The following is a 22,769-nucleotide window of genomic DNA, read 5'->3' as shown; positions in this document are numbered from 1 at the left end:
TGTTTTTATAACATTTTCTTTATGGTTTGACCTTCCCATCAACCGCAGGCGTTAGGCGTTATGTCAAACCATGGGAGTGTTTATGGGATGAGCGCGGCATTTGCCATCTCTCTTGCGGTAACGGCAATTCTGGCCGTTATTGTCCTGATCGCCCGGTTCCGTCTGAACCCCTTCATTGTTCTTTTCGTCGTATCCATAGCCCTTGCCCTTTTTGCCGGCATGCCGGCGGATCATGTCGTTGCGTCCTTTGAAAATGGCGCGGGCCATGTACTCGGCCATGTTGGCACCGTCATCGCGCTTGGCACCATGCTGGGCAAGATGCTGGCGGAATCCGGCGGGGCCGACCGTATTGCACTGACCATATCCGGGTTCGCAGGGCGCGAACGCGTGGACTGGGCCATGATGGTGATTGGCCTGCTGATCGGCCTGCCTGTGTTTTTTGAGGTGGGCTTCGTCCTGCTCATTCCACTGGTATTCGTGCTGGCGGACCGCACCAATATGCCCCTGCTGCGGGTGGCGTTGCCCATGGGGGCGGCGCTGTCGGTCACGCATGCGCTTATTCCGCCGCATCCGGCGGCGTTGCTGGCCCTTAGCGCGTATCACGCCAATATCGGCCATACAATCATGCTGGGTATCGTGATCGGCACACCCATCGCCGTAATTGCCGGGCCGGTCTTTGGCCGCTTTGCCTCTGCCCGCGTGCCGCTGAGCGGGGTAAACCCGCTGGCGGAACAGTTCGTCAAACACGAACCGGCGACCAATATGCCGAGCTTCTTCCTGACGGTTTTTACCATCCTTTCACCTGTTGTCCTGATGCTGGTCGGCTCGATGGCCGACCGGATCACGACGGTACACGGTACGGCCAATACGGTGCTGCATTTCGTGGGCAATACGGACATAGCGCTTGCGCTGGCAACGCTGCTGTCCTTTTACGTGCTGGGGGTGGCGCAGGGTTTTTCTGCCGCCACCATCCTGCGCTTTACCAACGAATGCCTTGGCCCCACGGCGCTCATCATGCTGCTGATCGGCGCGGGCGGCGGCTTTGGCCGGGTGCTGATCGACAGCGGGGTATCACGCGCCATCACCGATGCCGCCCTTGGCGCGCACATGCCCCTGCTGGTGCTGGCATGGGTGCTGGCGGCCATCGTGCGCGTGGCGTGCGGGTCGTCCACCGTGGCGATGGCGACGGCGTCGGGCATTGTCGCCCCCATCCTGGAACACAGCACCGGGGTCTCACCTGAACTTATGGTGCTGGTGACCGGGGCGGGATCGGTTGCCTTCGGCCCGATGAATGACGCCGGTTTCTGGCAGATCAAGGAATATCTGGGCCTGACCGTACCGCAGACCATAAAAACGTGGTCAGTGCTGGAAACGCTGATTGCGGTATGCGGGCTGGTCTTCTGCCTGATTGCTTCCATTTTCGTGCATTGAAGGGACGCATCATGCTGTTTCCGGATACCGCAATACCCGTGCGCGCGCGCAATATGGCGCTTCAGGCGACCGCCCTTGCGCTGGGCTGCCTGCTGTACGGGGTCATGCCCGCAGGGGCACAGGTCATGGATCGTGACATCGGATCGGCCCCCAGCCTGCTGGTGTCGCGCCCGCTGCCAAAGCATGACTCGCACAAGACATGGGTGCCGCCGTTTTCCCAGCCCGAAGCGGTGGCCCCCAACCCCGTGTCAAAATGGCTGCGCCGTCGCGGCATCAACTTCCTTGTGGACAATACCAATGAATTCGCGGGTGCGATCACGCCGCCCACGCGGGGCAGCACGCCGGGGTTCAGCAATTACAAGCAGGGGGCCAGCAACGCCGGGCAGTACGCCATGCAGCTGGACGTGGACTGGGACAAGCTGGCGGGCTGGCACGGGTTCGCCACCCATATGATAACCGTGGGCCGGTATGGCACGACCGCCAACCGCATGTTTGGCGACTGGCTGAACCATGCATCCGAAGATTACGGCGGCGGCGGCAACGTGGTGGTCCACCTTGTCTATGCCTATGGGGAGGAAACGCTTCTGGGCGGCCGGCTGGCGATTGCCGCAGGCCGCATGTCCGAAATATCGGATTTCGCGGCCAGCCCCCTGTTCTGCAACTTCCAGAACGGCAGTTTCTGCGGACGGCCCAAGGGCATTACCGACACGAATTACGACGCGGGCTACCCCGCGGGCACATGGGGGTTCCGCGTGCGTGGCCGCCCCGCCCGGTCGGTTTACGTACAGACCGGCCTGTACCCGATTGAAAACGGGATTTACCAGGTGTACCAGCACCGCACCGGCTTCAAGTTCAATGGCGCGAACATCATCGGTTATGCAGCACCAATCGAAACCGCGTGGGAACCCGTGTTCCGCCATGGCACCCTGCCGGGGCATTATAAATTCGGTGCGCAGCTGTTCAGCACACCGCAGAACGATAATTACCTTGACGTGGCCGGCGCACCCTACGCGCTGACGGGCCGCAAGCAGAGACAGCATGGCGCGTCATGGTCCACATGGGTCATGTTCGACCAGCGTCTGCTGCATTACCATGACAAGGATTCCGGCCTGACCGCGCTGTCCGGCGCGATATATAACGACCCGCGTACGTCACTGCGCAAATATCTTGTATATGCCGCGCTGATCAATCGCGGTTACTTCCGTGCGCGTCCGTATGACACGATGGGCTTCGCCCTGACCTATACACGGATCGCCGATGGCGTGACAATGACGGAACAGGACATGATCGACACCGGCAACAGAAGCAGCCTGCCCAACCATGCAACCGGCGTGCAGCGCGATACGGTCGTCATGGAAGCAAACTATGCCATACACGTCATGCCGGGCGTTATCTTCACCCCATTGTTCGAATACTATATTCACCCCAATGCCCAATCCAACCTGCGTGACGCAGCCCTGTTGGGATTCAAAAGCCACATCCAGTTGATGTAAGGCAGGTCGGCACGGCCGGTTGACGTGGCGAAGCTGCATGCGAAGGTTGGCGAACTGCTGGTGGAACGGGATTTTTTACGTAATACCTCCGTTCGCTGTCGCGTGATCAGAGGCGGCAAATGATCAACATGCCACAGCCACGACCTCCGGTGATGCGGCAGTGCGCTGCTGCAGCTCAACCGGTCCGGTGTCTATTGCTGACCTGTGGTTCATGGCATGTCCGGCTTCAGATAATGGCTGCAGTGCTGCCCGGTTTGTGACGCGCGGTAAATAATTTTGCATCAGGGCGCGGTATCAGGCGGTGTGCGCGGGTCGTGCGCAGTGGAAGATAACGTATCGCCTACCGGGAAATTGGTGCGTGTAAAACTGTCCAGGCTGCCCAGCGCAAGCAGGATGGACAGCCAGAACAGACCACCAATGGCAAAAATAAAGGCCAGCGCGGGGGCCCGCTTAATACGCATGAAGCCATAGGCAATCAGCAGAGCCATCATTCCGGCACAGGCGCCAATGCCCCAGCCGGACCCGGCTGCAGCCACGAGCAGTTCCACTGCCAGCAGCATCAGCAGCACAACCCAGCATGACAGGACGCGTACCATCATACCCGCCCGATCAGGTAAAGAACGGGAAAAAGCAGGATCCAGACCAGATCGACAAAACTCCAGTAAAGACCGACAACCTCGACTGGCATGACCTGGAGCAGCCTGCCCCTGCCCCGGTAAGTCCGCAGGCAGACCCAGGCAATCAGCCCGATCCCCACCAGCATGTGCAGACCATGCAGTGCGATGGAGAGAAAATAGAAGCTGTAGAAAAGCTGCGCCCCACCGGCCTGTGGGCCGCCGATGGCAAATCCGGGTCCGGGAAACAGGTGCTCACCGAGTTCCGTATGCCATTCCCACCCTTTGAGGCACAGAAAAGTCATACCCAGCGCGGCCGCACCCAGCCCGGCCTGGATGATGCCACGCGCATTTCCATTGCGTGCGGCTTCTACACCAAGGGTATAGACCATGCTGCTGGTCAGCAGGAGTACGGTATTGATGCCGCCGATTACAAGGCTGGTATGCCTGACCCCCAGCGCCCAGCCTGCGGCATGGCTGTGGGAATAGACCACAAAAATCAGGAACAGACCGCCAAACAGCAGTATTTCGCTGGCAAGAAACAGCCACATGCCGGCTATTGCCGTTTCATCGCGGTGCTGCGGGCTGTCATAGGGTTCAGGGTGCTCAGACATGCGGGGCCTCCGCACGCTGGGCGGTGTCCGGGTGGTCCAGTGCGGCGTAATCATAGGCTTCATGTGTTACGACGGGCGGGGTAATGAAATTCTCCACTGGCGGGGGCGAGGACGTCCGCCATTCCAGCCCGGTCGCCTGCCATGGATTGTCGGTTGAAAGCGCGCCGCGGAACAGCGACCAGGTGAAGTAGATCAACGGTAGGATATAGGCCAGCGCAAGAATGCTGGCACCGGCAGACGACAGGACATTAAGTACCTGAAATTGCGCGGGATAGGTCGCGTACCGGCGCGGCATGCCCTCATAACCCAGAATGAACTGGGGGAAGAATGTCAGGTTGAAGCCAAAGAACAGCAGCGCCGCTGCCGTGCGCCCCCACATTTCAGGGTACATGCGCCCTGTTATCTTGGGCCACCAGTAATGCAGGCCGGCAAAATAGGCCGATACCATGCCGCCGACCATGATATAGTGGAAATGCGCCACCACGAAATATGTCTGGGTCAGATGCACGTCGCTGGCAAGGGAAGCCAGAAACAGCCCCGTAAGGCCGCCCACCGTAAAAAGCCCGATGAACCCCATGGCATAAAGCATCGGGGCGTCAAGTCTTATGGCGCCACCATGCATGGTGCCCAGCCAGTTGAAGACCTTGATGGCCGAGGGCACCGATACCAGAAAGCTCAGCATGGAAAACACAACCGCCGCATAAAGCGATGTGCCAGCCACGAACATATGATGTCCCCAGACCAGAAAGCCGATGGCCGCGATGGATATGGAAGACCACGCCACGAACCGGTAGCCAAAAACCGGTTTGTGGCAGAACGTGCTCACAACCTCGCTGACCACGCCCATACCCGGCAGGATCATGATATAGACCGCCGGGTGGGAGTAGAACCAGAACAGGTGCTGGAACAGGAGCGGATCACCCCCCAGCGCGGGGTCGAATACACCGACATGAAAGAAATGTTCGAACGCCAGAAGAAGCAGCGTAATACTGAGCACCGGGGTCGCCAGAACAAAAATGACGCTGGTGGCATAAAGCGCCCACAGCATGAGTGGCAGCCGGTACCATGTCAGTCCCGGCGCGCGAAGCTGATGGATGCTGATGATGAAATTCACCCCCGTGGCAATGGAGGAAAACCCGCTCAGGAACACCCCCGCCACGACCGGCAGCACGCGACCTTGCGTATAATCGGTGGAAAGCGGGGTATAGAAGGTCCATCCCGTTTCCAGCCCGCCACGGAACAGGCCGTACACCACCAGCGCGCCCGCCATGATGAACAGGTACCAGCTGATCAGGTTCAGGCGTGGAAAGGCCAGGTCCTTGGCCCCCAGCATGAGGGGCACAAGAAAATTGCCCAGCGTGACCGGTATGGAAGGCACAAGGAACAGCCACACCATGACAATGCCGTGCATGGTGAACATGCGGCTGTAGGTCGCATCGGACAGGATGGCCCCGGTGGGGGAAATCAGGTGCAGCCGGATCAGGGCCGCGCCAACGCTGCCAAGCACGAAAAACGCGGTGATCGAGGCCATGTATAACAGCGCGATCCGTTTATGATCGGTTGTCAGCAGCCACGAGCGCACCGTGCCATCCTGCCACAGATAGCTGCGCTGCGTGGTGTCCGGGCCAGATATGGGTGCCATTGTGTCAGTCCCCTTTGCGCGCACTGACGGCCGATACGCCCATACCCGACGACCGGGATGGCGAGAGGGTCTGGAGATAGGCAATCAGGGCCGCCAGATCCTCCTCCCCCAGCACGCCACGGTACGACGGCATCCGGGTGGCGTAAGTCACCACCTGCCCGCGCGCAGCCCCGATATGAAGGATGGCATCGTGCAGGAATGCGTTATCCACCCGCATGCGCTGGCCATCCGCGCCGGTGACCTCGCTGCCATACAGCCCCACCATGGACGGCGCGCGACTGGTATCATCCGCACTGGGGGCATAAGGCTGCGATACATGGCAGCCGCTGCATCCGTTGTGGATGAACAGGGCTTCCCCCTTTGTCGCCAGGCTGCCGCTGGCAGGGGTCTGGCCCAGCCATCTGGCATAATCGGTCGGGGTCAGGACAATCAGGGTGCCGGTCATGCGCGAATGCCCGATGCCACAGAACTGCGTGCAGTAAAAACGGAATGCCCCCGCCTGTGTCGCGGTGAACCACAGGCTCTGGTACCGGCTGGGCAGCACGTCATGCTTGATGCGCAGCACCGGGATCGAGAAATCATGAATGACATCTTCCGACGTAAGCAGAAGTTGCACCGGCCGCCCCATTGGCACATGCAGCGCATTGATTTCACGCTGGCCACCGGGATACTGGACCTTCCACATCCACTGCTTGCCCGTCACATAAATCTGGATGGCGCCGGGTGGCGGCTGGAACCCCACCACGTAAAGCCGTGCCGCCCACAGGAACAGCATGAAAAAGATAGCCAGCGTGGTCGCGGTCCAGCCAATCTCGAAACGCCAGCTTTTATGGGCCACCGTCTCCGCCGAGACGGGCACCCTGCTGCCAACGCGGAAGCGGATGATGTTGAGCATCATCAGCCCGAATACCAGCCCGAGCACCGCCAGGCTGATAAGCAGCAGCCCCGCCAGCAGGATATCGACCCGGCTGGCATGGGCTGATGCTTCGGGCAGCCAGCTCATCTTTGCCCCCGCCAGTGGGCCATGCCCAGCAGGGTGCCCAGCATCAGCACGGTCAGAACGCCGCCCAGTTTCAGCAGTTTTTCCACTGCCAGCGTATAACGGCCGGTCGTTTCATCGTAATGAAAGCACAGAAGCAGGATGGGCGCGGCACTGGCCTGCTCGCCACGCGCGGCATGGACCACGGCCTGCCTTACGTCACCCGGCTGGTAACCGATACCCAGCACATACCCCGATACGATGCCTGCCGGGGTTATGAACACCAGCCCCATGGGATGCAGGTACTGGTGGAGTTTTTCATCATAACGCGCGTGAAATCCCACCGCGCGCGACAGGCGCCGTATGCTGGCGGGCGCGCCGGTCACGAAATGCCATCCCTGCCCCGCCCCCGGGTCGGGAAAGCGTGCCAGATCTTCCACAAGCGCCTGCCGCGCCGTAAAGCGTGTTTCCGCCGGGTCGATACTGACAACCAGCAGCGTGTAATCCGCTGGCGTTTTCAGCCCCCCCCGCGCCAGCGCGTCCAGCAGGTCCGTGCGTTCAAGTTCACACATGTTGGGACAGGCATAATATCCCATTGATACAATGGTCGCCCCGTGCCCCAGAAAGGCCCGCAATGGCCGGGTCTGGCCTGACGTATCGGTAAAGGGCGCATCAAGCGGCAGTACTGCGCCCTGCCGTGGGGTAAAAGCCAGCGCCTGCAATGTATCCTGCGCCGCGGCAGGCTGTATCCACCATGCCGGCACAATGCAGGCCAGTACGACCACCAGCACCATGCCATGACGCAACAGGGCCGCACGGTATCCCATCATGGTGCGGCCCCTGCGTTCGCCGGCCAGCCGGGAATGCCTTCGCGGGCGATTTCCTGCATGGCCTGATCGATCGGAATATGGCCGATCCCCCTGTCCGTATCCGTCCAGCCGAAACTGTTCAGGGCGTTCTTTTCACGGGCCGCGAATGCCGCCATGTCCGCTACCGGATCAGACTGAAGCCGGGGTTCGGCAATGACCGGGAAAGGCGGCTTGAGCAGGCGGTCGAGTGATTTTTGCGGAAACAGCATATCCGCCGCCACCACAAGCCCGCCCACCGCCAGACCGATGGCCAGCCCCCCGATCATGACTGCACGAAAGGAAACATCGCGGGTTTCATGCCCCGATGGTGGTGCGCCAGGTTGGGATTTGTGCTCAGACATGAACATCTTTCCCCTCGGGTCCGCGTGCTGCAAACGGCACCTGTATCGTGGGGCGAAAAGCCAGAAAAATGCTCGCACTGCCGAAGAAGGCAAGCGACAGCAGCACGGGCGGAACGACGTATGCGGATGAAAGGCCAGGCAGCACCAGCCAGAAATTGCGCACCACCTCCATGCCCACCAGCAACCCGGCCACTGCCATAACGACAGGCCGCAGTGCCTGTAATCGCGGCACGGCCAGCAGCACGAATGGCAGGATAAAATGCAGCCCCACGATACACAGTGCCACCACCCCCCACCTACCGCGCAGGCGGGGGCCATACCATGCCGCCTCCACCGGCAGGTTGGACTGCCACACGATCAGGAATTGCATGAAATCCAGATAGGCCCACAGCACCGTAAGCCCCAGCAGCAGGCGCGCCAGATCCGGCAATTCCGCCGTACCTGCCCGTGCCGCGTCCAGCACGATCCCTATCGCAAACGCCAGCAGTACGGCCCCGGCAGAGGCCACCAGCCCGTAAGCACTGGAACTGAAATGCGGATCAAGCGATTCCGTAAAGTCGATTGCCGCAAAGCCGGATGTAAAACCCAGTACGATCAGCCCGGCAGGCGCCACCCGCCCCAGATCCCGCCTGCGCAGGCAGACCAGCCCCAATGCGCCCCACGCAACCACATAGATCCCCACCCGTGCGAGCGCGGCAGGCATGTTGAGATAGAAGCCGTTTGCCAGTGGCGTGGCCCTGTCCGGGTGCAGCCACGGGTACAGGTAGCGTGCGCCCAGCATAACGCCCCCCAGCGCGGGCAGGCCCAGCGGGAGGGTTGCAGTCCCCGCGCGCAGGGCGGGGTGCAGGATTTCCCCCCAGCGCCCGCCCGTAAGGGCATGCACCAGCATGAGCGCCATGCTGCCAAGCGGCCAGCCAAGCCATGCCGCCCCGACCGCAAGCCATGCGGGGAATGCGGCGGCTGGCATGAAGATGGCAGCGGCCACCATGCCAGCCAGCGCGACAGGCGCCACCAGAAATGCGCTGTACCGGACACGGTTCATGGCCGGGTAGCCCGCTGGGCGGGGGTCATGTCGGCCAGCATGGCCTGCTGGCTGCGGCGCAGCGCGTACAGATAGGCCACGATGGCCCAGCGGTCATCGGGCATGATCCGCTGGGCAAAACCATACATCACGCCCTGCCCCATTGTGATGATGGCATAAAGCTGCCCTGGCGTGGCGCTGCGTGTCGGGGCGGTGGCAAGAGGCAGCGGGGCGGGAAAACCCCGCTGCACCACCATGCCGTCACCCTGCCCCGTCCGTGCATGGCACGGCGCGCAGAAGGCATGATATTCATTACGTCCACGCTGCAGCAGGGTGGCCGTCAGGGCGGGCGCATGATGGGGGGCATCATGGTATTCCACGCTGCCCTGCACGACATCGGCCGGCGCGCTGCGGGGGCTGGCATAAGGGTTTTCCTTATGCTGCCTTGACATGTCATCGCACCCGGCCACCAGAAGCAGCAACGTACCGGGCAGGACGTGCAGTGGCCACGGGCACCTCATGGCCCGATTTCCTCAATCGTCAGCGCGCCGTGGCGGGTGAGCGTATTCATTACCTCCCCGATATCGCCATCGCGCACCACAGCCACATGGCCGCCTGTCATGACGGCATGCATGGCCCCGGCCTCATCCACGGGATCATAAAGGCGCGGCAGGCGCACGGTCATGAAGTAACCGATAATGCCCGCCAGCATGGCCCCCATGACCGCCAGTTCAAAACTGGCCGGGATGTAGGCAGGCCATGAGAAGGCCGGCCTGCCGCCAATATCCTGCGGATAGGACAGTGTCGTGGCATAGACCTGCATGCCAAATCCGCCCACGGCGCCCGCCATGCCCCCACCCAGCATGAACAGCGGCACGACGGAGGACGTGACCACACCGGGTGGCGGGGCCGCGCCGTAGGTTTCGACCCTGCAGGCCCGGTCGCGCCGCAGTTCGGCCGCGGCCGCATGCAGCGCGTTTTCGGTAGCGAAGGCCGCGACGATCATGACCGGTTACCGAGCATGGTGCGCATCTCGGCCATCGCAAGCATGGGCATGAAGCGCAGGAGCAGGAGGAAAGTGGTCAGGAACAGCCCGATACTGCCGCATAGCAGGCTCCATTCCCACACGGTGGGCGTGTACTGTCCCCAGGCGGAAGGAAGCTGCGTGCGTGCCAGGCTGCTCACGATGATCTGGAAACGCTCCAGCCACATGCCGACAAGCACCCCCAGGCAGACCAGCCATACCACTAACTGGTTAAGCCGGATCGCCCGCCACCATAACAGTTGCGGGAACACGATATTGAGCACGATAGTGCCCCAGTAGATGGGCGCGTACAGGCCATGCAGCCGAAAGGCGAACATGATCCTGTCCGCCGGGTCAGGGCCATAATAGGTCGAGAATACATCCATCACATAGGCGTAGGCCATGCACAGGCTGCTGGTGAGCAGCAGGCACCCCAGTATGTTGAGGTGCCGCGGCGTGATGTATGGCTGCAGCCCCATGGCCGGGCGGAGCGGTATGACCGCCAGCAGCACGATGGCAAAACCTGACAGGGCGGCCCCGAAGACAAAGAACGGCGGAAACTGGGTTGAATGCCAGCCGGTTGTGGCGCCCCCCGCGAAATCCATGCCGACAATGCTGTGGACCGAAACAACCAGCGGCGCCATCAGCGCCGCCATGACCCCATACACGGGCTGGTAATGCCGCCACTGCCGCCCCGAACCACGAAACCCCAGCGCCAGCACGCCATAGAACACCTGCTGCCAGCGCCGTTGCGCCCGGTCGCGCAGGGTGGCCAGATCGGGCAGCAGCCCGAAATACCAGAACACGATCGAGCACAGCACATAGGCCAGGATTGCAAAGAAATCCCACACCAGCGGGCTGCGGAACTGGGCCCACAGCCCCATGGTATTGGGATAGGGAAACAGCCAGTAGAAAAACCGTGGCCGCCCCAGATGCAGGATGGGAAATATGGCCGCGCACAGGGCCGCGCACAGGGTCAGGCTTTCGGCCAGCCGGTTCAGCGAGGTACGCCACGGTGCGCGCAGCAGGAAAAACAGGGCGGAAATGAACGTCCCGCCCGAGGCGATGGCGATCCACCAGACGTAATTGAGGATATCAAACCCCCACGCCACGGGCCAGTCGATGCCCCATATGCCCAGGCCCGCATAAAACAGCCAGGCAACGGAAATGATCCCCATGCCCAGCAGCGACAGGGCAAAGCCAAGGCCCAGCCACCACCACAGGGGTGTCCAGCCCGCCTCGCCCTCATGCAGGGTGGTGGCGCAGATGTGTTCCGTCAGGGAGTGTGGTGTCTCGGCTGGAAAGACGAGGATGTCATCTTCTACCCCGGCACCTGTCTCCGCCTTCATGACGGGATGGCCGGATTGCGGTTGAGGATACGCCCTTCATAGGTCACGCGCGGGTGCGTGCCCTGTTCGGGCAGGGCGGCATAGGTAAGCGGACTGGCCTTGCGGCGCGTCACTTCGGCCCCGGGGTCGTTGATATCCCCGAAACTTATGGCCTGCGTGGGACATGCGGCCTGACAGGCGGTGACCACGTGCTCGCCTGTTCCATCGCGATCGGCGGCAATGCGGGCCTGGGCGATGCGCTGCACGCAGAAGGTACATTTTTCCATAACGCCCCGCGCCCTGACCGATACATCGGGGTTGCGGCTGATGGCGGGCCTGCCTTCCTGTTCGGCAAAGGCGAAGTAATTGAACCGCCTGACCTTGTAGGGGCAGTTGTTGGAGCAGAATTTCGTGCCGATACACCGATTATAGACCATGACATTCAGGCCTTCAGAATCATGCGTCGTGGCCCCTACCGGACAGACGGTCTCGCACGGGGCCTGTTCGCAATGCATGCAGAGCATCGGCTGGAAGAACGTATCGGGCGCATGCTCCGTTCCTTCGTAGAAACGGTCAATCCGCAGCCAGTGCATCTCGCGCTGGCGCAGCACCTCGTCACGACCGACCACGGGAATGTTGTTCTCCACCTGGCAGGCGGTCACACACGCGTTGCAGCCAATACAGGCATTGAGGTCAATACCCATGCCCCAGGCCACGGGCGCATCGGGTTCGTGGCGGTACAGCGTGTCCTGTGGCGCGGACACGGCGGCCAGGAAGTCAGGCCGATCACGAAACTGTGCCAGCGTGCCATGTCGCGCCACATCAGACGGGGATGCATCAATAAGCGTGGCATGATGTTCCGTACTGGCGACAGGCATGCTGTCCCCACGCGCCGCCTCGATCTGAACGGAACCAGTTGCATCACGGAACGGATAGAGATCGCAGCCGACGTTGCTGCCCGTCCCGCCTGCCTGGCGGCGGCCCCACCCCAGCAGCCCGACCACACAGCCTGTCGCCTGCCCCGGCTGTATCCATACCGGTAGCTGCGTGCGGGTTGTGCCGCAGGTCAGGGTGACCCTGTCGCCATTATGCAGGTTCATGGCCCACGCCATGTCGGGCGGGATCAGCAGCGGGTTGTCCCAGACCACCTTGCTCAAAGGACGCGGGAGTTCCTGCAGCCATGGGTTGCTGGCCCCGCGACCATCCCACAGATACGGGTCGGGCCGCAGCAGCAGGACGGGTCCGGAAGATGGACGGGAAGGCCAGGCCGGTGACACCACGCGCGTCGCCGCCTGCAGCAGCGGCACGTCCATGCGCCGTGATGCCGTGCCCGTAATGACACCGGCCGCCAAGGCATCGTGCCAGTCACGTGATGACGCAAGCCGGTCGCGCCATGTCCCGCGCACCATGTTCATGGCCGGGCGCAGGGGTTGGCCCAGGCAGGCATGAAGCGCGCTGAGCGCGTTCATCCCGCCATAAAGCGGCATGGCCTGTGGCTGGATAAGGGCAACGGTGCCATCATGCCCGCGTGCATCGCCCCATTCCTCCATCGCATGCGCAAGGGGCACATGCCAATGTGCGGCCAGTGCCGTCTCGTGCGGGCGGTCTGACAGGGCGATACTGGTGGGCACGTGCTTCAGTGCCGCCGCAAAGCGTGGTGACTGACAGGCCGGATTTACGTCCAGGATCAGCAACGCCTGAACCGCGCCCCGTTCCATGTCGTCCATCAATGCCGTCAGGGTGCTGGTGGGGACGGCTGGCTGGTACAGAGGGGATTCAACAATATCAAACACCTGTCCCCGGCCGCCCAGCGCTTCGTTCATGGCCAGTACGGCAGCCTGTGCTTCGGGCGGGTAATCCGGTCCCAGATGCACCAGGGCCCGGCCGGGGTGGGCACGCAGGTCAGTCGCAACGGGGGAAAGCCAGTCAGGACCGCCCGATGGCGCTTCATTCTGCAAAAGCCGGGCCGACAGGCGTCCGATCACCTCATTCATCAAGGCGGGCGTTGCAATGAAGCGATGGTCCGCCGCAACGCCTGTAAGTGACGGCGTGGGTTCCACTGCATAAAGCCGGTTCATGGTGCCGTTGACCGGATTGCGGCGCGTGGCAAAGGCGCGGGCATGGCTCAGATGTCCCGGCGCGCTATCCAGCAGGTCACTATCCAGCGCGAGCAGCACATCCGCCTGTCCCGGATCGACAATAACCGCAGCAGGTGCGCCATAAGCCAGACCAAGGCCCCGCGTTACATTCTCACGCCCGATCGCATCCCATTCATGCCATACCGCACCGGGGAAAGCGGCAAGGATCCGTTCGATCGTCCGGCCCAGCGTGGGAGACGTGACCGTACCGGTCAGGATACGCACCCCCTCGCCTGCATGGGTACCACCGACGCGTGGGGTCATGGCGGTTGCGCGCATCTTCTGCATGGCGGCGGCCAGATCCGGCCATGAGGTCGGCATGCCTTTGTGGAGCGGACCCGTGGCGCGGTCGGGATCATAAAAATCGTAAATCAGCGCCTGGGCCATCACATCCGTGGCGCCCAGGCTGCTGGGGTGACCAGGATTGCCCTCTACCTTGATCGGCCGCCCCATCTGGTGCGTGACCAGAATTCCCTCCGCATAACCATCACGCACATGAGCCGTGGCGTAGACATTGGGCAGACCGGGCACCACACCTTCCGCCGCGCGCACGGCCGAAACGAAGCCGCGGTCAGGCGTGCCGGGGTCACAGCCGGCCACCCCGCCACTGGCCAGCGCAAGCCCCAGCAGCTTGAGCATGCGCCGCCGATCCAGCGTGTGGGACAGCGCGGATTCAAGCTGGGGAAAATGGCGGACGAGCGCCCTGTCCGACATTTCGATGGCGGTACGTGGCGCCTGCCCTACCGGTGGCATATCGAGCATTCCGTAAGGTTACGCCTGCCAAGATGATACCGTGCCATCAAGGCGGGTGCGCCCGGTGTGTCGGGGCCGGGGTGCCAGTCCGTGTCGAATATGTTTTCCGCCGGGCGCAGGTTCGGACTGGGGTTGCGATGGCAGTTCACACAGAACTGCATCGTCAGTGTTTTTGCCTTGTAGGTCAGCGGCATGGCGGCAACGTTGCCGTGACAGCTTTCGCAGCCCACCCCTTTGGCGACATGAATGCTGTGATTGAAATAGACATAGTCCGGCACATTGGTCACGCGCTGCCAGGTCATGGGGGTGTTCCTTAGCAAACTGTCGCGAACGGCCGCGAGCACTGCGGCATTCGTCCAGATCTGTGAATGGCACGTCATGCAGGTAAAGGTTGGGGGCAGGCTGGCCTGAGCGCTGCGTTCCACGCTGCTGTGGCAGAAGCGGCAATCAAGCCCCAGGCCAGCCACATGATGCTGGTGGCTGAAAGGAACCGGCTGTTCGACAGCCCAGCCCACATGCCGGTCATAATCGGAATACGGCCATGCAAACCACAGCAGGCACACACTTATGACCACACAGGCAATGACGGCCAGGCATGTCGTCATGATGATATTGGCGCGGGGGGTGAACGGTGCTCCCATCAGTTTGCGTTCCATCTGTGATGGCGGCCTTCTGGACCGGGCTTTATCTGGTCACAGGCAGGTACGCGGCACGCTCGGGGCATCCCCCGGACAGAACGTTACTGCCGAAAAAAACGATCCCATCACAAGACGGTGAATACCGCCGTATCGACAGCCGAGATTGCATTGGCCACCATGTCCGCACGCCCGCCTGATGGCGTGTCCCGCAATTTTGTCGGAGCATACGGGTCGCTCCCCACAATCCGATGCTTCAGGGCGCGCTACCGCGGCATCGGAATAGGTATAGCCAAGGCCGGTAAAGCCCCCGCTATGACGTGCACGACACTGATTGTCGTGGCCGATCATGCCATCGTGTGCCATCGGCTTCCGGGCTGTCGGCAGGGGGTATAAAGGCCTGCGCCATGACGCCGTCGATCTGTAAACCCGGGCGTCTCAAGATTTCCCTGCTGGCAGGAGGGACGCCAGCATTTCCTTTGCCGAACCCAGGATGACGCTGGCCCGCTCCGGTTCCGTGGGGAGCGCGGACAGGAAGGCCCTGGCCTGCTGCAGGGTGATGTGCGGGGGCAGTGGCGGCACGTTGGGGTCAGTGCGTGCTTCCAGAATGACCGGGCGGTCGGCGCTCAGGGCTTCTTCCCATGCGGTGGCGACGTGTGCGGGGTCGTCAACATAAATACCCTTCAGCCCCAGCAGTTCGGCATATCGATGATAGGGGAAATCGGGGATGGACTGGGTTGATTCCGTCTTGCCCCTGCCAAGCTGGATGCGTTCTTCCCATGTCACCTGATTGAGGTCCTGATTATTCAGTACCAGGACGATCAGCCTGGGATTGGACCACTGCTTCCAGTATTTGGAAATCGTGATCATGACGTTCAGGCCGTTCATCTGCATGGCCCCGTCGCCCATGCAGGCAATGACCGTGCGTTCGGGATAGGCCATCTTGCCCGCCATGGCGTAAGGCGTCCCCGTCCCGAGGGAGGCCAGGCCACCTGAAAGTGATGCCTTCATGCCCCGGCGCATTTTCAGGTCACGCGCATACCAGTTGGCGACGGAACCGGAATCAGCGGTGATGATGGCGTTTTCGGGCAGACGGGGTGACAGTTCCCAGAACACACGCTGCGGGTTGAGCGGCCGGGCGCTGGTCATGGCGCGGGCTTCCAGCACTTTCCACCACTGCGCCACTTCCCTTTCGATACGGCCGCGCCATGAGCGGTCACTGTTGTGATGAAGCAGCGGGATCAGGGCGCGTAATGTCGCGGCGCTATCGCCCTGCAGGTTGACCTCCATCGGGTAACGCAGGGACAGGTTGGCGCTGTCTATGTCGATCTGCACCCCGCGTGCGTGACCGGGTTTTGGCAGGAATTCGCTGTAAGGGAACGATGACCCCACCATAAGGAACGTATCGCATTCCTTCATCAGGTCCCATGATGGCTTCGTCCCCAGCAGCCCGATCGAACCGGTGACGAAGGGCAGTTCGTCGGGCACGGCGGCCTTGCCCAGCAGCGCCTTGGCGATTCCTGCCCCAAGGATTTCCGCAATCTGGAGCAACTGGTCCGTTGCCTCCAGCGCACCCGCGCCGGCCAGGATCGCGACCTTTCTGCCTGAATTGAGTATTTCGGCCGCGGCGCGCAGGCCTGTATCCTCCGGCACCTTGCTGCCGATTGTCGTACCAATGCCCGTATGGGTCGAACCATGGGCCATTGGCGGGTCGGCATAGGGCAATTCCTGCAGGTCGTTGGGCACGATCACGACCGTGGGGGCGCGTCTGTCGCGTGCGATCCGCACGGCCCGGTCCAGCGCATGGCGCATCTGTGATGGTTCGGTCACGGTGACGATGTATTCGCATGCCACGTCCTTGCACAGCGACTGCAGGTCCACTTCTTGCTGGTAATTCGTGCCAATCGCCGTGCGGGCCTGCTGGCCCATGATCGCCACCACACCGACATGGTCCAGCTTGGCATCATACAGTCCGTTCAGCAGGTGGATGGCACCGGGGCCGGACGTTGCGAAACACAGCCCCACCTGCCCGGTAAACTTGGCATGGGCTGTCGCCATGAACGCCGCCATCTCCTCATGTCGCACCTGAACGTATTCAACATTGCCCGCATCCACTTCGCGTTGCAGGGCCACGTCTATTCCGCCTGCCCCATCGCCCGGGTAACCGTAAGCGCGCCTGAGACCCCATTCCTGAAGGCGTTTCCATAAGAATTCGCTGACATTCATTTCGGGGTCTCCTGTCGGATACATCTGGCCAACGCCGAAAATTCGAAGGGGTTACTTCTTTTCCGCCGGGTATGGCGCGAACGGTCACATGCAGGGCGCGTACGCCCCCTGTGTGATTGTCTTCTGGCAGAACTGTTTTGCATAGACACAAGGAGAAACCGGTTATTCATGCTGAACATGAACAATGCGTGCCCTGATATGTAGAAATTATTTTATAAACAAAGCGTTTTACATCAGGGCACATGGAATGGGGCAGCCGGGACCGGGTCCCCTGCCCCTTTTCTCCCGATAGGAAGGACAAGCCTTTTCATATATATATCCGGCTTCAGGCCGCATGCTGGTTTACACTTATCCCGGCAATGCGCGTCAGTTTCTGGTCAGCAGATTTTTCTTCCGCAAGTGTCTGTTCCAGAACACGCGCGCAGTCGTTGCGACCAAGTTGTCGGGCATAGGCAATCAGGCTGCCATAACGGGTTATTTCATAATGCTCGACCGCCTGGGCTGCCGAAAGCATGGCGGCGTCACGGACCGCAGGGTCGTCACAGTCGCTGATGATGTCTTTTGCTTCGGTAAGGATTCCGTCCATCGCCTGGCACGTCACCCCCTTAACGGGCTGGCCATGCATCTGGAAGACCTGTTCGAGCCTGCGTACATGCTCCCGTGTTTCCGTCAGATGATCCTGAAACGCGGCTTTCAGTTCCGGTTCAGCGGCCTTTTCGGCCATGGTGGGCAGATTCTTGACGATCTGGTTTTCGGCATAATAGATGTCCTGAAGGGTATGCACGAACAGGTCATCAAGGGTTTTGATCGGTTTTGAAAACAGGCCCATTGATTTTCTCCATTTTCGAAAAGATACCGCTCGCCTGGTCGGCGCACGGTCGTCGATGCGTTGACCGGAGCATTCAGATTCCGGGGGACGGCAGCAGATCGCTGACGCCCCCGGTATCCAACAGGATGTCAGGTGTTTTTATGGCTCTGCTGGCCAGCCTTGACATGCTGTTCATGCGTGCCGCCCCGGGTGCCGGTGCTGTGGGAACCCTCGTCTTTTCCGGCATGCGACGTGCCGGTGTTCTTGTGGCTCTGCTCGCCAGCCTTGACGTGCTGTTCATGCGTGCCGCCCCGGGTGCCGGTGCTGTGGGCACCCTCGTTTTTCTCGCCATGCGATGTGCCGGTGTTCTTGTGGCTCTGTTCGCCGGCCTTGACGTGCTGTTCATGGCTACCACCCTGATTTGCCATTTTTCCATTCCTTTATTTCTGATTGGGGACGATCGTTCATCCGACCGCCCCAGGACAAACCGCCGGGCCTGAATACAGTTTCAAAAATTTTGAGAAGAATATTATATTACTGAAAATAAAAATATGAAAACATATTGGGAATATTTCATTTTGAATTCATTCTGAATGATTTTAAATCATAATTATTACCATACCCTCCTGGGTTCAGGTCAGGGCATTGCAATGCAGGAAGAGATATCTGCCATACAGCCGTGAATATGGCGAGCATACTGGGAGGATACGATGCCTGTATTTACCTGCATGGCATAAGATTATACCCATATCTGTGCCATATGTTTCCATGGGCACACGGGAAATATCATTCCCGAAAATGGTTTTATACAAAAATTCCAATATTTAATTTATGCATATTCATATGGGGCTGTTCTGTATGGCGATAATTGACACCCAGACGTCATCCCCGAAATTTTATACATCCATTTTCGTGCCTGCAGGCGCAACCGGCGGCGTGCTGATCCCTTAAACCCTGCACTGACCCAGAAAAATCCAGGTATCCGCCGGAGCGATTTCCCATGACCCATGTGTCTGTCGCCGTGCCGTGTCGCCTCCAGATCAATGGCCAGGGCTATGCTGCCGATCTGCCGCCTTCTGTCACGTTACTCGACCTGCTGCGGGAACGGCTTGGCCTGACAGGTACGAAAAAAGGATGCGATCACGGACAATGTGGCGCATGCACCGTGCTGGTTGATGGAAAGCGGGTCAAAAGCTGTCTCATCCTTGCCATCTCGATCCCGGATGCCGCAGTCACGACCATTGAGGGAATCAGCCAGAACGGCCGGTTACACCCGATGCAGCAGGCCTTCATCGACACGGATGCCTTCCAGTGCGGCTACTGCACGCCGGGGCAGATCATGTCGGCCATCGCCCTGCTGGAAGAAGGTCATATTCATTCCCGAGCGGAAATCCGCGAATTCATGAGCGGCAACCTGTGCCGCTGCGGCGCCTATAACGGCATCATCGACGCCATCGAACGGATTGTGGCCCAGCAGCGCGGCAATCATGCGGGAGAGGCGGCATGAGAAGTTTTTCGTATTCCCGGCCCTCCGCCCTTGATGAAGCCTGTCAGGGTGCGGAATCCGTGCGCTTTCTTGCAGGTGGGACAAACCTGATCGACCTTATGAAATCGGATGTCGAACGGCCCGCCCATGTGGTCGATATCAAGTCCCTGCCAATGCACGATATGACAGACCGGCCCGATGGCGGCCTGCGCCTTGGCGCGCTGGTTACCAATGCCGATACGGCGGCCCATCCCCTTGTAACAGGCAGGTATCCCCTGCTCGCCTCGGCCATTCTGGCGGGGGCCAGCCCGCAGATCCGCAATATGGCCACCAATGGCGGCAACCTGAACCAGAGGACGCGCTGCCACTACTTTTATGATCCCGCCATGGCATGCAACAAGCGTTCGCCCGGCACGGGATGCGCCGCACGCGGCGGGCGCAACCGGATCATGGCCGTTCTGGGCACCAGTGACGCCTGTATCGCCACCTTCCCGTCCGACATGTGCATAGCCCTCGCAGCACTCAACGCCACGGTCAACCTGCATGGTCCGCAGGGTGAACGCACGGTCAGCGTGCGTGACTACCATCGCCTGCCCGGTGATACGCCATGGCGCGACAATGTCCTGCAACCGGGTGAAATCGTGACCGCCATCGACCTGCCGCCCGCACCGTTCGGGCCGCATCATACCTATCTCAAGATCCGTGACCGGCAGTCCTTTGCGTTTGCAATCGTCTCGGTAGCCGTGGGGCTGCAGATGGAAGATGGCCGGATCAGGCGCGGCAGCATCGCGCTGGGTGGCGTGGGAACAAAACCGTGGTGCGTGCCGGAAGCCGAAGCGCTGCTGAACGGTCAGCCACCGTCGCATTCGCTGTTTCGCGATGTTGCCGAACGGCTTCTGCATGGGGCCGTGGCGGACCGTGACAACGCCGCCAAGATCAGGCTGACTCCGCGCGTGATTGAACGCGCGCTGTGGCAGGCCGCAGTCGGCACGCCGCAATCCCAGACCGACAAGGCCATTCGCTGAAGGATACGTAGCCATGAACGTCATATCCACGCATATCGGGCAGCCTGTCTCGCGGATCGATGGTGTTGCGAAAGTCACCGGTCAGGCGAAATACGCCGCAGAGCCTCACCCACCGGGCATGCTGTATGGCGTCGTTGTCAACAGCCCCATCGCACGCGGACGGATTGAAACCATTCACGACGCCGAGGCGCGACAGATTCCCGGCGTGATCGAAATCATGACCCACCTCAACCGTCCCCATGCCGCATTGTTCGAAAAATCGTACATGGACGGCCTGGGCGTACCTGGTGCGCCCTACAGGCCGTTGCATGACGGTGAAATCCACTTCAACGGGCAGCCCGTCGCCGTCGTCCTTGCCGAAACATTCGAGGCTGCGCGTGAAGCGGCCATGCTGGTCAGGGTCGATTATGAACGATGGCCGCACAATGCGGATTTCGAAGTTGCCCTGCACCAGAAATACATGCCATCGAAAACACGCAGCAATTACGTGCCGCCCAAATCCCGCGGCGACGCTGCCGCAGCCTATGCGCTGAGCGCGGTAAAAACCGAGGGTCGCTATCATCTGGCCCCCAAACACCACAACCCGATGGAAATGCACGCCACGACCGTCATCATGGAAGATGACGGTACGTTCACGGTCTGGGACAAGACACAGGGTCCGCAGGCGGTGCAGGCCTATCTGGCAAGCGCCCTTTCCCTGTCAAGGGATCAGGTGCGTGTGCGCAATCCCTATGTAGGCGGCGCATTCGGTTCGGGCCTGCGGGCGGTGTACAATGTCTTCCTTGCCACGCTGGCCGCAAAAATGCTGAAACGAGCGGTGCGCGTGACCCTGACGCGACCGCAGATGTTCACTCACGCCTTCCGCCCCGAAGCCGTCATGAACATTGCCCTTGGCGCCAGCCGGGACGGCACCCTGCAGTCCATGATTGTCAAAGGCGTGACCGATACGTCGCGCTTCGAGCACAATATGGAAAACATCGTCATCTGGGGACTGATCAATTACAGATGCCCGAACGCCATGGCTGATTACAAGGTCGCACCGCGTGACACCTATACGTCCAGCGACATGCGCGCACCGGGTGCGGCAACCGGCGTCAACCTGCTGGAAATGGCCATTGATGAGATGGCCTATGCCTGCGGCATGGACCCGCTGGCATTCCGTCTGCACAATTATTCCGATATTGACGCCATGCATGACATGCCCCTGACCAGCAAGGCGCTGCGGGACGCAATGGCCCAGGGCGCACAGCATTTCGGCTGGCATGACCGTTCCATGATCCCCGGCAGCATGCGTGATGGCAGGGAACTGGTTGGCTGGGGCATGGCGACGGGCATATGGGATGCCATGTTCTCCCCCACTTCCGCCCGTGCCCGGCTGGGTCAGGATGGACGGCTGCATATTGCCACGGCGGCTTCCGATATTGGCACCGGAACCTATACCATACTGGCGCAGACCGCGGCGGAGGCGTTCGGCATGCCGCTGGACCGGATCGATATCGAACTGGGGGATTCCGCCCTGCCCGAATGCCCGACGGAAGGCGGGTCATGGACGGCTGCCTCTGCCGGTGCGGCGGTCTGGCTTGCGTGCCACAGCCTGCGCACGAAACTGCTCGCGGCGCTGGCCAGATGCGAAAATGCGCCATTATGGGCACGACAGGACAGCGTGAAGCTGGAAGGCGGCGCGTTGCATGGCATGAACGAAAATGCGCAGGACAGCCTGTCCCTGTCTGATGCCCTGTCGCTGACCGGGCAGGATGTTCTTGAGGCCGAGGAGACCGCGAAACCGGGACTAAGGGGAAAAATCAGCCAGATGCGCAAGGCCCGTTTCACGCACAGCGCGGTTTTCTGCGAGGTACGCGTGGACCCGGAACTGGGCACCGTGCGCGTGACGCGTCTGGTCAATGCCGTTGCCGCCGGGCGGATCATGAACCCGAAAACCGCCGCAAGCCAGATACGCGGCGCCATGGTGATGGCGACCGGCATGGCACTGCATGAGGACTCCCTGATGGATGAGCGCGTCGGCCGCTTCATGAACCACAATTTTGCCGAGTACCACATTCCGGCCCATGCCGACATTCCAGACATGGACGTGCTGTTCGTGAATGAGCATGATGATGAGGTCAGCCCGCTGGGCGTCAAGGGCGTGGGGGAAATCGGCATGTGCGGGACGGCCGCCGCCATCGCCAATGCCATTTTCCATGCGACCGGCAGGCGGGAGCGCAACCTGCCGATCACCCCTGGCGCGTGAGCCTGCGGAGCGATACCGGAGACACTGGCATGCGGCAAATACCGTTTCCGCACGCTTCATTCCCCCACGGCGCGCCGATGACACACCACCGGAA

20 protein-coding genes and 1 pseudogene are annotated in these 22,769 nt (G+C 61.1%); 6 read left to right on the top strand and 15 right to left on the bottom strand.

Translation table 11 applies throughout. The features are described from left to right. The first annotated feature begins 87 nt into the window (after positions 1-87). The 3 genes and pseudogenes from S101446_RS01045 to S101446_RS18300 form a co-directional block, all read left to right on the top strand. Positions 88-1,431, top strand: coding sequence for a GntT/GntP/DsdX family permease (locus tag S101446_RS01045; protein ID WP_010509589.1), 1,344 nt, complete (start codon positions 88-90; stop codon positions 1,429-1,431). Between the two features lie 11 nt (positions 1,432-1,442). Further along, positions 1,443-2,924: a carbohydrate porin gene (locus S101446_RS01040; protein WP_087608792.1), complete on the top strand. Its 1,482-nt coding sequence runs from the start codon at positions 1,443-1,445 to the stop codon at positions 2,922-2,924. A gap of 15 nt (positions 2,925-2,939) precedes the next feature. Next, positions 2,940-3,119 (top strand): annotated as a pseudogene (locus S101446_RS18300) (IS3 family transposase); the annotation flags it as partial. An 86-nt stretch (positions 3,120-3,205) separates the two neighbouring features. Here the strand turns inward: S101446_RS18300 and S101446_RS01035 are convergent. From S101446_RS01035 to S101446_RS00965, 15 genes are all read right to left on the bottom strand, one after another. After that, a complete protein-coding gene (locus S101446_RS01035) occupies positions 3,206-3,523 on the bottom strand; it encodes a hypothetical protein (RefSeq protein WP_087607315.1) in 318 nt (105 codons plus the stop codon). After that, positions 3,520-4,152: a cytochrome c oxidase subunit 3 gene (locus tag S101446_RS01030; protein WP_087607314.1), complete on the bottom strand. Its 633-nt coding sequence runs from the start codon at positions 4,150-4,152 to the stop codon at positions 3,520-3,522. The genes S101446_RS01035 and S101446_RS01030 overlap by 4 nt, the downstream gene beginning before the upstream one ends. Further along, complete coding sequence (locus S101446_RS01025) at positions 4,145-5,794, bottom strand: cytochrome c oxidase subunit I (RefSeq protein ID WP_087607313.1); 1,650 nt, start codon at positions 5,792-5,794, stop codon at positions 4,145-4,147. The genes S101446_RS01030 and S101446_RS01025 overlap by 8 nt, the downstream gene beginning before the upstream one ends. 4 nt (positions 5,795-5,798) lie before the next feature. Then, the gene (gene coxB, locus S101446_RS01020; protein ID WP_087607312.1) at positions 5,799-6,797 is read right to left on the bottom strand and encodes a cytochrome c oxidase subunit II; all 999 of its coding nucleotides are present in this window, start codon (positions 6,795-6,797) and stop codon (positions 5,799-5,801) included. Then, positions 6,794-7,603: an SCO family protein gene (locus S101446_RS01015; protein WP_087607311.1), complete on the bottom strand. Its 810-nt coding sequence runs from the start codon at positions 7,601-7,603 to the stop codon at positions 6,794-6,796. Before S101446_RS01015 ends, coxB begins: the two co-directional genes overlap by 4 nt. Continuing rightward, positions 7,600-7,983, bottom strand: coding sequence for a hypothetical protein (locus tag S101446_RS01010; RefSeq protein ID WP_244184332.1), 384 nt, complete (start codon positions 7,981-7,983; stop codon positions 7,600-7,602). The genes S101446_RS01015 and S101446_RS01010 overlap by 4 nt, the downstream gene beginning before the upstream one ends. Further along, the gene (locus S101446_RS01005) at positions 7,976-9,025 is read right to left on the bottom strand and encodes a hypothetical protein (protein WP_087607309.1); all 1,050 of its coding nucleotides are present in this window, start codon (positions 9,023-9,025) and stop codon (positions 7,976-7,978) included. The genes S101446_RS01010 and S101446_RS01005 overlap by 8 nt, the downstream gene beginning before the upstream one ends. Beyond that, positions 9,022-9,456: a c-type cytochrome gene (locus tag S101446_RS01000; protein ID WP_244184331.1), complete on the bottom strand. Its 435-nt coding sequence runs from the start codon at positions 9,454-9,456 to the stop codon at positions 9,022-9,024. The genes S101446_RS01005 and S101446_RS01000 overlap by 4 nt, the downstream gene beginning before the upstream one ends. Before the next feature lie 65 nt (positions 9,457-9,521). Beyond that, positions 9,522-10,010, bottom strand: a complete 489-nt coding sequence (locus tag S101446_RS00995; RefSeq protein WP_087607307.1) for a DUF3341 domain-containing protein — start codon at positions 10,008-10,010, stop codon at positions 9,522-9,524. Continuing rightward, the gene (nrfD, locus tag S101446_RS00990; protein ID WP_087607306.1) at positions 10,007-11,377 is read right to left on the bottom strand and encodes an NrfD/PsrC family molybdoenzyme membrane anchor subunit; all 1,371 of its coding nucleotides are present in this window, start codon (positions 11,375-11,377) and stop codon (positions 10,007-10,009) included. Before nrfD ends, S101446_RS00995 begins: the two co-directional genes overlap by 4 nt. Then, positions 11,374-14,256, bottom strand: coding sequence for a 4Fe-4S dicluster domain-containing protein (locus S101446_RS00985; RefSeq protein ID WP_244184329.1), 2,883 nt, complete (start codon positions 14,254-14,256; stop codon positions 11,374-11,376). The genes nrfD and S101446_RS00985 overlap by 4 nt, the downstream gene beginning before the upstream one ends. After that, complete coding sequence (locus S101446_RS00980) at positions 14,235-14,888, bottom strand: cytochrome c3 family protein (RefSeq protein ID WP_244184328.1); 654 nt, start codon at positions 14,886-14,888, stop codon at positions 14,235-14,237. Before S101446_RS00980 ends, S101446_RS00985 begins: the two co-directional genes overlap by 22 nt. A gap of 432 nt (positions 14,889-15,320) precedes the next feature. Beyond that, a complete protein-coding gene (locus S101446_RS00975) occupies positions 15,321-17,108 on the bottom strand; it encodes a thiamine pyrophosphate-requiring protein (RefSeq protein WP_087607304.1) in 1,788 nt (595 codons plus the stop codon). Between the two features lie 325 nt (positions 17,109-17,433). Continuing rightward, positions 17,434-17,937, bottom strand: coding sequence for a YciE/YciF ferroxidase family protein (locus tag S101446_RS00970; RefSeq protein ID WP_087607303.1), 504 nt, complete (start codon positions 17,935-17,937; stop codon positions 17,434-17,436). Between the two features lie 128 nt (positions 17,938-18,065). After that, complete coding sequence (locus S101446_RS00965; RefSeq protein WP_087607302.1) at positions 18,066-18,344, bottom strand: hypothetical protein; 279 nt, start codon at positions 18,342-18,344, stop codon at positions 18,066-18,068. A gap of 572 nt (positions 18,345-18,916) precedes the next feature. On the opposite strand from S101446_RS00965, the gene S101446_RS00960 reads away from it, so the two are divergent. The 3 genes from S101446_RS00960 to S101446_RS00950 are packed head-to-tail and all read left to right on the top strand — an operon-like array spanning position 18,917 to position 22,675. After that, on the top strand, positions 18,917-19,423 hold the full coding sequence (locus tag S101446_RS00960; protein WP_087607301.1) for a (2Fe-2S)-binding protein: 507 nt from the start codon (positions 18,917-18,919) through the stop codon (positions 19,421-19,423). Next, positions 19,420-20,427 (top strand): FAD binding domain-containing protein, encoded by a 1,008-nt coding sequence (locus S101446_RS00955; RefSeq protein ID WP_087607300.1) that lies wholly within the window; start codon positions 19,420-19,422, stop codon positions 20,425-20,427. Before S101446_RS00960 ends, S101446_RS00955 begins: the two co-directional genes overlap by 4 nt. 13 nt (positions 20,428-20,440) lie before the next feature. Beyond that, positions 20,441-22,675: a xanthine dehydrogenase family protein molybdopterin-binding subunit gene (locus S101446_RS00950; protein WP_087607299.1), complete on the top strand. Its 2,235-nt coding sequence runs from the start codon at positions 20,441-20,443 to the stop codon at positions 22,673-22,675. The last annotated feature ends 94 nt before the right edge of the window (positions 22,676-22,769 follow it).

Origin of the sequence: Komagataeibacter europaeus (assembly GCF_002173515.1) — a bacterium.
GTDB lineage: Bacteria > Pseudomonadota > Alphaproteobacteria > Acetobacterales > Acetobacteraceae > Komagataeibacter > Komagataeibacter europaeus.
Note: the sequence above shows the minus strand (reverse complement) of the source record. Positions and strands in the feature narration are given on the sequence as shown.

Bases quoted from the DNA above. Each gene is read 5' to 3' on its own strand.
- S101446_RS01045 (WP_010509589.1), top strand. From the start codon at position 88: ATGAGCGCGGCATTTGCCATCTCTCTTGCGGTAACGGCAATTCTGGCC.
- S101446_RS01040 (WP_087608792.1), top strand. From the start codon at position 1,443: ATGCTGTTTCCGGATACCGCAATACCCGTGCGCGCGCGCAATATGGCG.
- S101446_RS01035 (WP_087607315.1), bottom strand. From the start codon at position 3,523: ATGATGGTACGCGTCCTGTCATGCTGGGTTGTGCTGCTGATGCTGCTG.
- S101446_RS01030 (WP_087607314.1), bottom strand. From the start codon at position 4,152: ATGTCTGAGCACCCTGAACCCTATGACAGCCCGCAGCACCGCGATGAA.
- S101446_RS01025 (WP_087607313.1), bottom strand. From the start codon at position 5,794: ATGGCACCCATATCTGGCCCGGACACCACGCAGCGCAGCTATCTGTGG.
- coxB (WP_087607312.1), bottom strand. From the start codon at position 6,797: ATGAGCTGGCTGCCCGAAGCATCAGCCCATGCCAGCCGGGTCGATATC.
- S101446_RS01015 (WP_087607311.1), bottom strand. From the start codon at position 7,603: ATGATGGGATACCGTGCGGCCCTGTTGCGTCATGGCATGGTGCTGGTG.
- S101446_RS01010 (WP_244184332.1), bottom strand. From the start codon at position 7,983: ATGTCTGAGCACAAATCCCAACCTGGCGCACCACCATCGGGGCATGAA.
- S101446_RS01005 (WP_087607309.1), bottom strand. From the start codon at position 9,025: ATGAACCGTGTCCGGTACAGCGCATTTCTGGTGGCGCCTGTCGCGCTG.
- S101446_RS01000 (WP_244184331.1), bottom strand. From the start codon at position 9,456: ATGTCAAGGCAGCATAAGGAAAACCCTTATGCCAGCCCCCGCAGCGCG.
- S101446_RS00995 (WP_087607307.1), bottom strand. From the start codon at position 10,010: ATGATCGTCGCGGCCTTCGCTACCGAAAACGCGCTGCATGCGGCCGCG.
- nrfD (WP_087607306.1), bottom strand. From the start codon at position 11,377: ATGAAGGCGGAGACAGGTGCCGGGGTAGAAGATGACATCCTCGTCTTT.
- S101446_RS00985 (WP_244184329.1), bottom strand. From the start codon at position 14,256: ATGCTCGATATGCCACCGGTAGGGCAGGCGCCACGTACCGCCATCGAA.
- S101446_RS00980 (WP_244184328.1), bottom strand. From the start codon at position 14,888: ATGGGAGCACCGTTCACCCCCCGCGCCAATATCATCATGACGACATGC.
- S101446_RS00975 (WP_087607304.1), bottom strand. From the start codon at position 17,108: ATGAATGTCAGCGAATTCTTATGGAAACGCCTTCAGGAATGGGGTCTC.
- S101446_RS00970 (WP_087607303.1), bottom strand. From the start codon at position 17,937: ATGGGCCTGTTTTCAAAACCGATCAAAACCCTTGATGACCTGTTCGTG.
- S101446_RS00965 (WP_087607302.1), bottom strand. From the start codon at position 18,344: ATGGCAAATCAGGGTGGTAGCCATGAACAGCACGTCAAGGCCGGCGAA.
- S101446_RS00960 (WP_087607301.1), top strand. From the start codon at position 18,917: ATGACCCATGTGTCTGTCGCCGTGCCGTGTCGCCTCCAGATCAATGGC.
- S101446_RS00955 (WP_087607300.1), top strand. From the start codon at position 19,420: ATGAGAAGTTTTTCGTATTCCCGGCCCTCCGCCCTTGATGAAGCCTGT.
- S101446_RS00950 (WP_087607299.1), top strand. From the start codon at position 20,441: ATGAACGTCATATCCACGCATATCGGGCAGCCTGTCTCGCGGATCGAT.